Source organism: Blautia sp. An81 (assembly GCF_002161285.1).
GTDB lineage: Bacteria > Bacillota > Clostridia > Lachnospirales > Lachnospiraceae > Blautia > Blautia ornithocaccae.
Genome location: NZ_NFHH01000007.1, coordinates 15,018 through 29,462, shown reverse-complemented (window position 1 = coordinate 29,462; position 14,445 = coordinate 15,018). Strand labels below are relative to the sequence as shown.

The following is a 14,445-nucleotide window of genomic DNA, read 5'->3' as shown; positions in this document are numbered from 1 at the left end:
CCTTTTTATATTTTTTTAATCTTCCAGGAGCAGGGAGCTGGGGAGAGTAGGATTGAAATTTTTCCCCATACTTTTTACAGAATGGGAGGTAAGTATATAGTTTTCGGGAAGCTCCCTGGGAGAAAAACCGGTCAATTCCCGGAATACCCGGTTAAAATGCCGGATAGTATCGAATCCGCAGCAGGAGGCAATATCAGTAATAGAGAGCTGCCTGGTATTGTGGTTTAAAAGATAGATGGCTTTTTCCAGCCGGATGATGTTCAGGTACTGAGAAAAAGTCATACCGGAAACCGTCTTAAAAAAACGTGAAAAATAGGGCTTTGATAATCCCATAAAGGCAGCGGCGTCCTCAAAAGTGATGTAGCTGCATTTTTCTTCAATCTCTCCCAGGAGATTCTTGTAATTTTCCATGGAGGTGTTGTCTCTGCTTTTTCCCCGGTGGACCAGAGGCTCCTTTCTGAAGATATCCAGCATCAGCAAGGTCAGCAGGCTGCGGACCCTCAGGTCAAAATACCGTTCCTGAAGAGAGAGTTCTTTTTTGATTTCTCGATAATAGTCTGCTATAAAAGAATGGGGAGAGAGCTGAGGATGCTGGGGCCTGTGGCCAGGAGCAATCTCTACCAGGATTCTGGAGTCAAACATGATGATTTCTGTAATACTGGATGGACTTCCCTTGATATAGTGGATTTCTCTGCTGTCAATAAAGAAAGCATTTCCTTTTTTCAGCTCATAGACAGTATTATTCAGAGAAACTGTAACCTGTCCTTTTTCTATATACAACAATTCACATTCCATGTGCCAGTGGGGAAGATTGTGGAGGTTTTCATATCTTCCTGCCCATACGCTGTCCCGGCCTTTGTTTTCCCTGAGTTCAAAATTAGCCAGCATAAAAAGATACCTGCCTTTCTGAAAATTTGCCGCTCTTTACAAAAAGGGCAGAAACGGATGCCCTGAATAGATAGGTTAAGTTCACTGTAACAAAAAAGATAATAAATGTCCATAAACAAGTAACAGATTTCTTTTCTTTTTTTCAGCAGGAGATATACTGAAATCATATCAAGGTACGTTGTGATTTTATAAAAGAAATGGGAGGTACAACATTATGTTAAAAATGAAAGAGTACAAATTCTGGTTCTGTACAGGTTCACAGGATTTATATGGCCAGGAGTGCCTGGACCATGTGGCAGAACATTCTAAGATTATTGTAGACAGGCTGAATAAGTCAGGGGTATTGCCTTTTGAAGTAGTATGGAAACCTACCCTGCTGACAAATGCTATGATCCGCCAGACTTTCAATGAGGCTAATGCCGATGAAAACTGTGCTGGTGTTATTACCTGGATGCATACTTTCTCCCCGGCAAAATCCTGGATACTGGGACTTCAGGAGTACAGAAAACCTTTACTCCATCTTCACACCCAGTTTAACAGAGAGATTCCTTATGACACCATTGACATGGATTTTATGAATGAAAACCAGGCAGCTCATGGCGACAGAGAGTACGGACATATTGTGAGCCGCATGGGAATTGAAAGAAAAGTAATCGTAGGATTCTGGGATGACAAAGAGGTTCAGGAGAGAATCGCATCCTGGATGAGGACTGCTATCGGTGTTATTGAAAGCAGCCATATCCGTGTTATGAGAGTTGCAGATAACATGCGTAATGTAGCTGTTACTGAAGGCGATAAAGTAGAAGCCCAGATCAAATTTGGCTGGGAAGTAGACGCTTATCCGGTAAATGAGATTGCAGAAGCAGTGGAAGCTGTGTCTAAAGCAGACACAGATGCTCTGGTTGAAGAATACTACAGCAAATATGATATTCTCCTGGAAGGAAGAGATCCGGAAGAATTCAAAAAACATGTTGCTGTTCAGGCTCAGATTGAGCTGGGATTTGAAAGATTTCTGGAAGAAAAGAATTATCAGGCCATTGTAACCCACTTCGGAGATCTGGGCAGCTTAAAACAGCTTCCAGGTCTGGCTATCCAGAGACTGATGGAAAAAGGCTATGGATTCGGCGGCGAAGGAGACTGGAAGACAGCAGCTATGGTACGCCTGATGAAGATCATGACACAGGGCAAGAAAGATGCCAAAGGAACTTCTTTCATGGAAGACTATACTTACAATCTGGTTCCGGGAAAAGAAGGAATTCTGGAAGCCCATATGCTGGAAGTCTGCCCGACCATCGCAGAGGGTCCTATCAGCATTAAATGCCAGCCTCTTTCTATGGGAGACAGAGAAGATCCTGCAAGACTGGTATTTACTTCTAAGACAGGCAAAGCAGTGGCTACTTCCCTGATTGACCTGGGAGACAGATTCCGCCTGATCATTAATGATGTAGACTGCAAGAAAGTAGAGAAACCAATGCCGAAACTTCCAGTAGCTACAGCTTTCTGGACACCACAGCCCAACCTGCAGACAGGAGCCGAGGCATGGATACTGGCCGGCGGAGCTCATCACACAGCTTTCAGCTATGATCTGACTGCAGAACAGATGGGTGACTGGGCAGCCGCAATGGGTATCGAAGCAGTATATATTGACAAAGACACAAATATTAGAGATTTCAAAAATGAACTCCGCTGGAATGCAGCAGCATTCAGACTTCATATCTAGAAAATATAAGTACATTACAGACCGGGAGACTGCCTGCATAAAGGCGGCCTCCCGGTACTGTGTATAAATGGACAGATATTGGATTGATATGAAATCTGAGATTTTCTCCTCAGGTTCTGTTGCGATTTCAAAAAAAATACGGTATTATTATAAGTAAAAAGATTCGTGAAAAGCCAGATAAAGGAGAAAAACATGATTTCAAGTCAAATTATACAGAAAACATTAGATGAATTACGGACGATTACCAGAATAGATTTGTGCGTTATGGACGTTGACGGGAAAGTAAATTCTTCAACTTTTCCTGTGGAAAATGAAGACTTCGGAGATGTGAGAGCATTTGCAGATTCCATGGCTGACAGTCAGGTGATGAGAGGATACCATTTCTTTAAGATTTTTGACAATCAGGCGGTAGAGTACGTGCTTATTGCAAAGGGAAGCAATGAGGACGCATATATGATCGGCAGGGTTGCGGTTGCTGAAATCCAGAATCTGATCGTAGCGTACAAAGAGCGTTTTGATAAGTCAAACTTTATTCAGAATCTTATACTGGATAACCTGCTTTTAGTAGATGTTTATAATCGGGCAAAAAAGCTTCACATTGCCGTTGAAGCAAAACGGGTGGTCCTGCTTATAGAGACCAAAAATGAGAAGGACCAGGATTCTATGGAAATCCTGAAAAATCTTTTTGTTTCCAGAACAAATGATTTTATTACTGCCATTGATGAAAAGAATATCATTATTGTCCGCAGTTTGGAGGAAAACGAGGGATACGAGGAAATCGACAAGATTGCCAATACCATTGTAGACATGCTCAATGCTGAAGCCATGTCCCAGGTCCGTGTTTCCTATGGAAATATTATCCATGAAATCAAAGATGTATCCAGATCCTACAAAGAAGCCAAGATGGCCATGGACGTAGGAAAAATCTTCTACGTAGACAAAACAATCGTAGGATACAACAATCTGGGCATTGGACGACTGATTTATCAGCTTCCTATGCCCTTGTGCGAAATGTTTATAAAAGAGGTATTTGGAGGAAAGCTGCCAGACGCTCTGGATGACGAAACACTGAATACTATCAACAAATTCTTTGACAACAGTCTGAATATTTCTGAGACTTCCAGGCAGCTGTTTCTTCACAGAAATACGCTGGTTTACAGGCTGGAGAAAATCCAGAAAAGCACAGGTCTTGATATCAGAGTATTCGATGATGCCTTGACATTTAAGATTGCCCTTATGGTGTCCAGTTATATGGACTTTATGAAAAAACAGGATATGTAACCAGGAAAACAGCTCGGAGACAGGGGAGTTCTGCTTTCGGGCTGTTCTTTATCCCTGAGGATTGTACTATTGTATACAAATGATTTATTGTGCTAAACTGCTTGCTTTTTAAAGCAATAGATTCTATAATAGTAGAAAACCTTTGAAATTGGAGGAAAGTATCATGATAAAATTATACGACGGTGGTGCGTGGCTGATCGATGGCAAAGAACTTCTGCCGGACAGCCCTCAGGCCGGAGAGATCATTCAGAATAAATATGGTAAAACAGCCCTGGATAAGAAGGAGGCTGCTAAGAATACCATTGCCTATTCTATTTTAAAAGCTCATAATACTTCAGACAATATGGACGAACTGAAGATTAAATTTGACAAGCTCACCTCCCATGATATCACTTTCGTGGGAATTATTCAGACAGCCAGAGCTTCAGGCCTGGAAAAATTCCCGATTCCCTATGTATTGACCAACTGTCACAACTCTCTCTGTGCAGTAGGAGGTACTATTAATGAAGATGACCATATGTTTGGACTTACCTGTGCAAAACGATATGGCGGAGTTTACGTACCCCCTCATCAAGCGGTTATCCATCAGTTTGCAAGAGAAATCCTGGCAGAAGGCGGAAAAATGATCCTGGGCTCTGACAGCCATACCCGTTACGGAGCTTTGGGTACTATGGCCATGGGAGAAGGGGGACCGGAGCTGGTAAAACAGCTGCTGGGAAGAACCTATGATATTAAATGTCCTGAAGTAGTGGGAATCTATCTCACCGGAAAACCGGTTCCCGGCGTAGGACCTCAGGATGTGGCGCTGGCCATTATCGGTGCTGTTTTCGCAAACGGCTATGTGAAAAATAAAGTAATGGAATTTGTAGGCCCAGGCGTAGAAAACCTCAGTGCTGATTTCCGTATCGGCGTTGATGTTATGACTACAGAAACTACCTGTCTTTCCTCTATCTGGAAGACAGATTCCGCTGTGAAAGACTTCTATAATATCCATGGAAGAGGCCAGGATTACAAAGAACTGAATCCTGGGGCAGTGACCTATTACGATGGTCTTGTATATGTGGAATTGGATAAGATCCGCCCAATGATCGCCATGCCTTTCCATCCAAGCAATACCTATACAATAGAAGAACTGAACGCAAATCTCATGGATATTCTGGATGATGTGGAGAAGAAAGCCCAGGTCAGCCTGGACGGCAAGATTCCGTATACATTGAAAGATAAAGTGAAAGACGGAAAATTGTATGTAGAGCAGGGAATCATCGCCGGCTGTGCGGGCGGCGGCTTCGAAAATATCTGTGATGCAGCAGATATCCTCAGAGGAGCAAGCATAGGTTCCGATGCCTTTACTTTAAGCATTTATCCTGCAAGTACGCCGATTTATATGGAGCTGGCCAAGAACGGGGTTCTGGCTGATCTGCTTCAGACAGGAGCAGTAGTGAAAACTGCTTTCTGCGGTCCATGCTTTGGAGCAGGAGACACACCTGCCAATAATGCACTGAGCATCCGTCATTCTACCAGAAACTTCCCTAACAGAGAAGGCTCTAAGATACAGAACGGCCAGATTTCTTCTGTGGCCCTTATGGATGCCCGTTCAATCGCCGCTACAGCAGCAAATAAAGGGCGGCTTACGCCGGCTACAGAATTCGCAGGAGAATACAGACATCCCCAGTATTTCTTCGACAAGACTATTTATGAAAACAGAGTGTTCGACAGCAAAGGAAAGGCAGATCCTACAGTAGAGATCCAGTTTGGTCCCAATATTAAAGACTGGCCGGAAATGCCTGGACTTACAGATAATCTTGTACTGAAAGTCGTTTCCGAGATTCATGATCCGGTAACAACTACCGATGAGCTGATCCCATCTGGTGAAACTTCTTCTTACCGTTCCAACCCGCTGAAGCTGGCAGAGTTTGCTCTTTCCAGAAAAGACCCGGACTACGTAGGGCTTGCCAAAGAAGTTCAGGTGGCAGAAAAAGCCAGAGAAGCAGGAGAGAACCCGGCAGATGCTTTTTCAGAGCTGAAACCGGTGTGGGACAAGATTGCAGAGTCTTATCCGGATGCCGATAAGGACAATACAGGAGTGGGAAGTACGATCTTTGCAGTGAAACCTGGAGACGGTTCTGCAAGAGAGCAGGCAGCTTCCTGCCAGAAAGTATTGGGCGGATGGGCCAATATTGCCAACGAATATGCGACAAAGCGTTATCGCTCAAACCTGATCAACTGGGGCATGCTTCCTTTCCTGATTCCGGAAGGAGAGCTTCCATTTGAGAAAGGGGATTATCTCTTTATTCCGGATATCCGCAGAGCGGTAGAAGAGGGAAGAAAAGAGATCAAAGTCTATACAGTAGGTGATCAGATGAAAGAATTTACACTGGGCCTGGGAGACATGACAGAAGATGAGAGAGAAATCATTCTGGAGGGATGTCTGATCAACTATTACAGATCCGGCAAATGATTTTCAGACTGACCATAAAACAATAAACAAAAGAGTGCCGCCGTATAAAGCAGAGCTGGAGCAGAAGAACTTTCAGCAGCATTTATGCGGCGGTTTTCTGTTGATGGAGAGAAACTCTCCAGGGACTTCTTTCTGAGATAGTTCAGCATTTTTAAAAATATTATAATTGTATATATAATTTGAAGAAGTACATTTAATTTACAGCATAAATTAATATGGAAAAGATAATATAAAAAAATAAAACTTTTTTTGAAAAATAGGTTGACAAATCTCGGGCTGTGTTGTATTATAATATCAACAAAAAACAAAACACCAAATCAAAACTTCATAACCATTTCAAAATTAGAAACGAGAAATCAATTTTGAAGATGGCCACAAGGAATAAAGATTAAAAAGTAATTGTTGTTTATAAAACTTTAGGTGTATGGAGAATACAAAATAAGACTTATAGATAATAATTAAAAGTTAATCGTCCAAGGAAAAAAGTAAAAGTTTGGTGAAAGGTTTTTTAATAAAGATAAGGAGGTTTAGTCCAATGGGAACGGATGAATCAAATTATCAATATGAGAGTGGTAAGACATTACTCCCCTAAAGAAAGACCTGAAATAGAGAATAATCAGAAGAATCCTTAAAAAGCAGAAAAGAGATAGGATAAAAAGTTTCAGGTAAATATATCAAGGATGTCCTCATATTGAATATTTACCACAAAAATAATAGAAAGATTTTAAAATATATGTAAAGAAATATATTTTAAAAAAACAAAGTATTTATATATCAATTGAAAGTGTATAGAAGTTGAAGAGATGAGAAGATATGATGAGTTGTATTCGTAGAAATAAGCCTGTTGTATTCGAGAATCTTAGGGAAGAAGATTCGATACACTGATAAGAAATATATAAAGAAATGTTTGAAAAACAAAATAGCCCGAACTATTTGTTGGAAACTTTTTATTATCCTATATAGAGATTGATATAAAACTTTCAATAAGTTCTGAATAGAATTTATCAAGGGGATAAAAATAAAGATACATGGTAACTAAAAACCATACAAATGATACTGATATTAAAGAAAATTTAAAAGAGCATCAATCAGAATATTGATACTGAATAAAGAAAATATCTTTAAAGAAAAGTATCAGAAAAGAAAGCAAGAAAACGAGGTTTAAAAATTGAATAAAGAAGAGCATTAGGACAACCGTTGTATCGGAAAAAATTTGAAGATATGGCGGTTGTTCCTTTGTGAAAAAATAGTTGTATAAGAGGTATTATGGGAAGGCTAAGTATCGAAGAAACAATTTTATATGAAGACAAAGATATTATCGTATGCAGGAAACCAGGAGGAGTACCAGTTCAGACCAGAAGAACGGGAATGATGGATTTGGAAAGCTGGATAAAAAATTATCTGGTTACAAAAGGAGAAGACAGTTATCTGGCAGTCATTCACAGACTGGACCAGCCTGTTCAGGGAATCCTGGTATTTGGGAAAAATCAGAAAAGTGCCGCCGGCCTTAGTCGGCAGGTGCAGACAGGGCAGATGAAAAAAACTTATCTGGCCTGTGTCCAGGGAGTGCCAGAAGAAAAAGAGGGAACACTGGAAAACCAGATGGAGAAAATCCCTGGGAGCAATTTTTCCAGGGTTGTGGAAGAGAAAACAAAAAACAGTAAAAAAGCTGTGTTGAAATATAAAGTTTTGAAAGAAAAAGAGGGCCAAAGTCTTTTGGAAATTGATTTAAAGACCGGAAGACATCATCAGATCAGGGTACAGTTAGCTCATGCTGGCTTTCCAATCATAGGAGATACAAAATATAACGAAAAAGAAGATGGCAAAGGTGAATGGAAGGAAATGGGGCTGTGTGCCAGTAAGCTGTCTTTCCGTCATCCCCAGACCGGGAAAAAGATGGAATTTCAGGTAAACCCAGATGGGAATTTTCCTATAGTATAAGTATTTGCTCTTTCCCTATACTAAGAAAAAAGAGATGGGGTGAGGGTCAGATGAAAATAAAGAAACTTGCTTTGCAAATGGGAGTTATAGCAGGAGTGATTTTGGGCATGAAATATGTCTTTCCTGTAATGCTCCCCTTTTTCATGGGCTGGCTTTTAGCAGAGGCTGTCCATCCTCTGGCCCGATATTTTGCGGAAAAGAGGTGGAGTAAAAAACTCCATATCAGAGAAAGCGGATTCGGCGGCTTTTTTATCCTGGTTTTTACAGTTATAGGAATAGGACTGTTACTTATGGGAGCCCAGTATGTAACCAGTAAAATAGGGGATTGTATGAAATACTATCCTCAGATAAAAGCCGAAGCAGTAGAGCTGGTGGGGCAGTGCTGCCAGGGTGTGGAAAGTCTTACCGGTATACCGGCTGTGGAAAGCAGAGATTTTATTTTCAGGCAGGTGGGAGAGTTTCAAGACTATCTTATGGAAGATGGGATAAGCATGAACCATGCAATGGATTCAGTAAAAATCTGCATTACAGTTTTGAGCGCATTTATCGTAGGAATTGTTTCTGCTATTTTATTTCTCCAGGAAAGAGAGAAAATCAGGAGTGTTTTAGAGAAAAAAAGATTTTTTCAAAAGGCGGGAAAACTGGGAAGAGAATTACTGGAGGGGACCAAAGGGTATTTAAAAGCCCAGTTTAAAATTACCTCTTTGATCAGTCTGATATGTATTGCCGGATTCTGGATGCTGAAAGTCCCATACTTCTTTGGCTGGGGGCTGGCAACGGGAATCATGGACGCCTTGCCGATACTGGGGACTGGGACATTTCTTATACCTGGGGGGATATTTCTGCTTTTTCAGGGGAAAACGGCTGTGGGCATTGGATTTTTTCTGCTTTATATCCTTACGGCAGGAATCCGGCAGATCCTGGAACCAAGACTTATAGGAAGCCAGGTGGGACTTTCTCCCCTGCTGGTCCTTCTTTCGGTATATTTGGGAGTAATCCTATACGGGGGATTCGGATTTGTGCTGGGGCCACTGTCCGCTCTGCTTTTATATGGAATATTCAGGGAATGGGATTTGCTGCGGGAATGAATAATTACAAAGACTTTTCTAAGACTTTAAAAAATTTTTATAAACAATGTGAAATTTTATAGACTAATAAAAAGTTTCGTGTATAATGAAAGCGTAGTTTTGAACAGGATGATAAACATGTAAAGGCAGGGTAAAAACATGAAAAAGGCAATAGCGGCCTTTCTGTGTATCATGCTGACCACAGGAATGATCAGCGGCTGCGCAGAAAGGGAACCGGAATCTGAAGCTGCCCAGGAAAATACTGGGGCAGAAGAATCCCAGGAGCCACAGGATTCCCAGGAGGAACCAGAAGAGAGCCAGGAAGAAACCGCTGAAAAGGAAGAAAATGCCCAGGTCGCAGAAAGTACTGGAGAAGAGGATCAGGAAGCCGGAGACCAGGAAGACAGCCAGGATCGGGATATGACAGAAGACCTGACTATGTCGGTTCTTAAAGACCAGGCAGGAACCGTGGACTATACATCACTTGAAGAATTGACGCCAGAGGCAGGGAGCAGGATTGCTGTAGTGCTAAAGAGTACCAGAGATGAATTCTGGACAACTGTCAGGGACGGAATAGAGGATGCTGTAAAAGCTCTTAACGAAAAAATGGGGTATACGGGAGAAGATCAGATAATGGTTTCTTTTGACGGACCCACGGATGACTCAGATGTAGAAAAGCAGATTGACTTGATCGACACAGTGCTTTCCGAGAATCCTACAATTTTATGTATTGCAGCGATTGACAGACAGTCCTGTGAGGCCCAGCTGGAGATGGCAGCGGAAAATGATATTCCAGTAGTGATGTTAGATTCAGGAGTGGAGAGCGGACCTATCTCGGCACTGTGCGCTACGGACAATTATGCAGCGGGCACAGAAGCTGCCAAGAAGATGGCGGAAGCAATAGGAGATGAAGGCCAGATAGCAGTGATGACGCATACAGAAAGCACTCAGACCAGTCAGGACAGAGAAAAGGGATTTACTGATGAGATCAGCAAGAATCACCCCAATATAGAAATTGTAAATATTTCCCATGAAAATGATGATTTTACCATGGAAAAGATGGCAGATGCTGTTTTTACACTTTATCCTGAAGTGGAAGGATATTTCTGCACCAATGAAGATGCGTCAGGGGCTGTGCTGGATGCGTTAGATGCTGCAGGAAAAGAGATTACAGTAATTGGATTCGACTCCGGTGAGCAGCAGCAAAACGCAGTGAAAAATGGCACGGAATTGGGATTTTTTGCCCAGAATCCTTACGGTATGGGATATGCAGCGGTGATAGCAGGCGTTCGCGCAGACCAGAATCTGGAGGTGGATACTTTTATCAACACCAGTTACCAGTGGATTGACAGCAGCAATCTGGAAAATGAGGAGTACAGCAGTTATTTATATGGGTAATCCGTTAAAATATATAGAAAAATTGAGAGAGATTGAAAGAAATTGTTCAATCTCTCTTTTTGAATGGGTAAAAAACGTCGGTTGAGGGATAATAGTAGTGGAAAATGCCGCAAAAAACTGTTAATAAATTGACAAAATGCATAATCCATAGTAATATCAGGTTATATGAAGGTGGTGATATTTTGGTAAAGGACACGATTCAGGTGATCAAGGACACTGAGCAGAAGGCAGAAGAACTTATAGAAAAAGCCAAAAAAGAGGCTGCTAAAATGACAGAATCTGCCAAAACAGAAGCTGCCCAGATAAAAAACGATATGATTGCCAAAGCCAGCCGACAGGCAGAAGAAGCTTTAAAAGAGGCTGAAAGCGCCGCTGCAAAAAAAATGGAGGCAGCAAAGAAAGAAGCGGGAGAAGAAGCCGGACGGCTGAGAGAAAAGGCCAGTGAGCTGGAAAAGACAGCAGTAGATGGTGTAATACAGAAACTGCTGTGACGAAAAAACGGTAAGTAAAGGAGGGATGCAAGTATGGCAGTTTTGCAGATGCAAAAGGTAAGTATCTGCGCACTGAAAAGAGACAGAAAAGCCATTTTGGAAAAAATACAGGCTATGGGAGTCATGGAGGTGTCCCAGATCCAGGAGGATATGGATGGCCTTGAAAAAATGAATACCCAGACGGCAAGGAGCATGTTTGAGAAAAATGCGGCTTCAGCGGATATGGCATTAGGGATTCTGGCAGAGTATGTGCCGGAAAAGACCTCTATGTTTGCCGGCCTGGAAGGAAAGAAGCTGGTGGACAAAAATGTGTTTGAGCAGGCAGTGGAACGAAAAGATAAGGTCATGAGTGTGGCCGCTACTGTGATCAGCCAGCAGAAAAAAATCGGAGAATACAGGGCAAATATCCAGAAGCTGGAAAATCAGATTGAAAGTCTGGAACCCTGGATGAACCTGGATGTGCCTATGGCTTACCGGGGAACCAGGACAACCGCTTTTCTTTTGGGAACTTTCTCCCAAGAGCTTTCTCTGGAAGAAATTTATGGGATGATCCTTGAGGGAGATGCTGAAGGGGCAGGAGCAGATGTGACAATCCTGTCTGCCGGAAAAGATGGTACTTACGTGGCTGTTCTGTGCCTTAGAGAAGACGAAGAAAAGGTAGAAGAAGCTCTGCGAAAAGGCGGCTTTTCCAAACCCTCGCAGCTGACAGCACAGGTTCCTGCACGGGCAAAGGAAAGCCTTCTGAGCCAGATACAGGGACAGAAGGCAGAAATTGAAAGCTGTCAGGAAGAGATACGGAGATACGCCTATGAAAGGACGAATCTGAAGCTGGTTTCTGACTATTTCAGAGCCAGAGCGCAGAAGTATGAGGTTTTGGGCACCTTACCTCAGTCCAAATCAACCTTTCTTATCAGCGGATATGTGCCGAAAAAAGCAGTAGGGGTTCTTGATAAGGCTCTTAATGAAAAATTTGTTATGAGTATGGAAGTGGAGGAAATACCTGAGGAGGAAGACGCACCGGTTCTTCTGAAGAACAATAAGTTTACAGAGTCAGTGGAAGGAATCGTGGAATCCTTCGGACTGCCGGCTAAAGGAGAGATAGATCCTACGGCCATTATGTCCTTTTTCTATGTGTTTTTCTTTGGACTGATGCTTTCCGATGCAGCTTATGGACTTCTGGTCTTCCTAGTGTGCTTTATTCTGGTAAAGAAATTTCCGAGGATGAGCAGCTCCATGAGGAAATCACTGAAGCTGTTTATGTATGGGGGAATTTCCACTTTGATATGGGGTATTCTTTTCGGAGGATATTTCGGAGACGCTATTGATGTGGTGGCAAGAACCTTTTTCCATGTGGATGTTCCCGAAGGAGGCTTAGTAAAGGCTCTGTGGTTTGTTCCTTTGAACGACCCCATGAAGCTGCTTCTGTTTTCTATGGCCTTTGGTCTGATACACCTTTTCACCGGATTGGGAATCAAGGGATATCTCCTTGTGCGGGATAAGAAATATCTGGACTTTTTCTGTGACGTAGTGCTTTGGTTTGTATTTTTGATCGGTCTGCTCCTTATGCTGATACCGAGCAGCCTGTTTGCTTCTATTTCACAGATGGACCCCAGCGTTTTCCCGCCGGTCATGAGCAGTGCAGGAAAAGTATTGGCAGTTATCGGTCTCGTGGGACTGGTCCTTATGTCAGGACGCTCCAGTAAAAATGTGGTGGTACGCCTGGCCCTGGGACTTTATGACGTGTATAACGTAACAGGCTGGCTCAGTGATGTACTTTCCTATTCGCGTCTGCTGGCCCTGGGACTTGCCACAGGTGTTATCGCCTCTGTGGTAAACCAGATGGGAAGCATGTTTGGAGACGGCATCCTGGGAGCGATAATATTTATTTTAGTATTTATTATAGGACATGCCATGAATCTGGCAATCAATCTTCTGGGGGCGTATGTGCATACAAACCGTCTTCAGTACGTGGAATTTTTCGGTAAATTTTATGAGGGCGGCGGAAGGCCCTTTGAACCATTTTTTGCAAACACCAAATATGTAGATGTTAAGGAGGAAACACAGTTATGAGTCAGTTAGGAATTGTTTATGCATTATTGGGAGCTGCATTGGCAGTGTTTTTGGCTGGAGCAGGTTCTGCTATCGGCGTAGGTATTGCCGGTCAGGCGGCTTCAGGCGTAGTATCTGAAGATCCATCTAAATTTGCAAAGGTGCTGGTTATCCAGCTGCTGCCTGGTACACAGGGTATTTACGGACTGCTGGTAGGATTTATCACTCTGTCCAAGATCGGACTTCTGGGAGGCGGAGTTTTGGATTTAACTCCTCAGCAGGGACTTCTGGTCCTGGCGGCCTGCCTGCCTGTTGGTATCGTCGGCCTGATTTCAGGAAGAGCCCAGGGCCAGACAGCTGCAGCTGCTATCGGCATCGTAGCAAAGAAACCGGATCAGTTTGGTAAAGCCATGCTTTTCCCGGCAATGGTAGAAACTTATGCTATTCTGTCCCTTCTGATCTCTATTCTGGCTGTAACGAACATTCAGCTTTAAGCAGTCGGCGGAAAGACGGATAAAAGAAATGTTCAGGAAAGGGAGAATGAGAGAATGACTGGATTGGAAAAAATGAAGAGCCAGATTCTTGATGAAGCCCAAAAGAATGCAGATGAAATCCTGGAAGAGGCGAAGAAAGAAGCGGTGGAAATCAGAGAAGCGGCTCAGGAAGAAGCTCAGGCAGAATGTACCCGCATCCTGGAAAGATCCAGGGCAGAGGTAAAGAATGCTGAAGAGCGGTCCGTATCTTCCTGTGCTCTTCAGAAGAGAAAAGTACTTCTGGAAACCAAACAGGAGATCATTGCTCAGGTGCTGGAGAAAGCCTACAATACCCTGGCAGAGGCTGATGAGGAAACTTATTTCCGGATCATCCGGAAGATGATCGGAAAATACGCAGCCAGCCAGGCGGGAGAAATCTGCTTTTCGAAAAAAGATCTGGAGCGAATGCCTAAGGGCTTTGAAGAGGAAATTCAGAGGATTGCCAAAGAGAATGGAGGGGCCTTGGTCCTTTCAGAGGAAACCAGAGATATAAACGGCGGTTTTATCCTGATATATGGAGGAATCGAAGAGAACTGCAGTTTCCAGGCAATGTTTAATTCCAGAAAAGATGAGCTTTCGGATAAAGTTCATGAAGTATTATTTTCATAAGCGGTAACCG

General features: G+C 42.8%; 11 protein-coding genes. 10 read left to right on the top strand and 1 reads right to left on the bottom strand.

Going from position 1 to position 14,445, the window contains the following annotated elements; all coding sequences use genetic code 11:
- Positions 1-15 precede the first annotated feature (15 nt).
- Entirely contained in the window at positions 16-888 is an 873-nt protein-coding gene (locus tag B5G33_RS07910) for an AraC family transcriptional regulator (RefSeq protein ID WP_087417246.1), read from the bottom strand.
- A gap of 214 nt (positions 889-1,102) precedes the next feature.
- Between B5G33_RS07910 and araA the strand changes: the two genes are divergently transcribed.
- The 10 genes from araA to B5G33_RS07860 all read left to right on the top strand — a co-directional run bounded on the left by araA (position 1,103) and on the right by B5G33_RS07860 (position 14,435).
- A complete protein-coding gene (gene araA / locus B5G33_RS07905) occupies positions 1,103-2,608 on the top strand; it encodes an L-arabinose isomerase (RefSeq protein WP_087417245.1) in 1,506 nt (501 codons plus the stop codon).
- A gap of 192 nt (positions 2,609-2,800) precedes the next feature.
- Positions 2,801-3,889, top strand: coding sequence for a PucR family transcriptional regulator (locus B5G33_RS07900; RefSeq protein ID WP_087269211.1), 1,089 nt, complete (start codon positions 2,801-2,803; stop codon positions 3,887-3,889).
- Positions 3,890-4,052: 163 nt separating this feature from the next.
- On the top strand, positions 4,053-6,347 hold the full coding sequence (locus B5G33_RS07895) for a hydratase (RefSeq protein ID WP_087417244.1): 2,295 nt from the start codon (positions 4,053-4,055) through the stop codon (positions 6,345-6,347).
- A gap of 1,266 nt (positions 6,348-7,613) precedes the next feature.
- Positions 7,614-8,288, top strand: coding sequence for an RluA family pseudouridine synthase (locus B5G33_RS07890; RefSeq protein WP_087417243.1), 675 nt, complete (start codon positions 7,614-7,616; stop codon positions 8,286-8,288).
- A gap of 50 nt (positions 8,289-8,338) precedes the next feature.
- On the top strand, positions 8,339-9,376 hold the full coding sequence (locus B5G33_RS07885) for an AI-2E family transporter (protein WP_087417242.1): 1,038 nt from the start codon (positions 8,339-8,341) through the stop codon (positions 9,374-9,376).
- Between the two features lie 138 nt (positions 9,377-9,514).
- Positions 9,515-10,753, top strand: coding sequence for an ABC transporter substrate-binding protein (locus tag B5G33_RS07880; RefSeq protein ID WP_087417241.1), 1,239 nt, complete (start codon positions 9,515-9,517; stop codon positions 10,751-10,753).
- A 182-nt stretch (positions 10,754-10,935) separates the two neighbouring features.
- A complete protein-coding gene (locus B5G33_RS07875; RefSeq protein ID WP_087269225.1) occupies positions 10,936-11,244 on the top strand; it encodes a hypothetical protein in 309 nt (102 codons plus the stop codon).
- Between the two features lie 33 nt (positions 11,245-11,277).
- The gene (locus B5G33_RS07870) at positions 11,278-13,314 is read left to right on the top strand and encodes a V-type ATP synthase subunit I (protein WP_087417240.1); all 2,037 of its coding nucleotides are present in this window, start codon (positions 11,278-11,280) and stop codon (positions 13,312-13,314) included.
- Complete coding sequence (locus B5G33_RS07865; RefSeq protein WP_087269231.1) at positions 13,311-13,787, top strand: V-type ATP synthase subunit K; 477 nt, start codon at positions 13,311-13,313, stop codon at positions 13,785-13,787. The genes B5G33_RS07870 and B5G33_RS07865 overlap by 4 nt, the downstream gene beginning before the upstream one ends.
- 54 nt (positions 13,788-13,841) lie before the next feature.
- Positions 13,842-14,435, top strand: a complete 594-nt coding sequence (locus B5G33_RS07860) for a V-type ATP synthase subunit E (RefSeq protein WP_087269234.1) — start codon at positions 13,842-13,844, stop codon at positions 14,433-14,435.
- The last annotated feature ends 10 nt before the right edge of the window (positions 14,436-14,445 follow it).

Bases quoted from the DNA above. Each gene is read 5' to 3' on its own strand.
- B5G33_RS07910 (WP_087417246.1), bottom strand. From the start codon at position 888: ATGCTGGCTAATTTTGAACTCAGGGAAAACAAAGGCCGGGACAGCGTA.
- araA (WP_087417245.1), top strand. From the start codon at position 1,103: ATGTTAAAAATGAAAGAGTACAAATTCTGGTTCTGTACAGGTTCACAG.
- B5G33_RS07900 (WP_087269211.1), top strand. From the start codon at position 2,801: ATGATTTCAAGTCAAATTATACAGAAAACATTAGATGAATTACGGACG.
- B5G33_RS07895 (WP_087417244.1), top strand. From the start codon at position 4,053: ATGATAAAATTATACGACGGTGGTGCGTGGCTGATCGATGGCAAAGAA.
- B5G33_RS07890 (WP_087417243.1), top strand. From the start codon at position 7,614: ATGGGAAGGCTAAGTATCGAAGAAACAATTTTATATGAAGACAAAGAT.
- B5G33_RS07885 (WP_087417242.1), top strand. From the start codon at position 8,339: ATGAAAATAAAGAAACTTGCTTTGCAAATGGGAGTTATAGCAGGAGTG.
- B5G33_RS07880 (WP_087417241.1), top strand. From the start codon at position 9,515: ATGAAAAAGGCAATAGCGGCCTTTCTGTGTATCATGCTGACCACAGGA.
- B5G33_RS07870 (WP_087417240.1), top strand. From the start codon at position 11,278: ATGGCAGTTTTGCAGATGCAAAAGGTAAGTATCTGCGCACTGAAAAGA.
- B5G33_RS07865 (WP_087269231.1), top strand. From the start codon at position 13,311: ATGAGTCAGTTAGGAATTGTTTATGCATTATTGGGAGCTGCATTGGCA.
- B5G33_RS07860 (WP_087269234.1), top strand. From the start codon at position 13,842: ATGACTGGATTGGAAAAAATGAAGAGCCAGATTCTTGATGAAGCCCAA.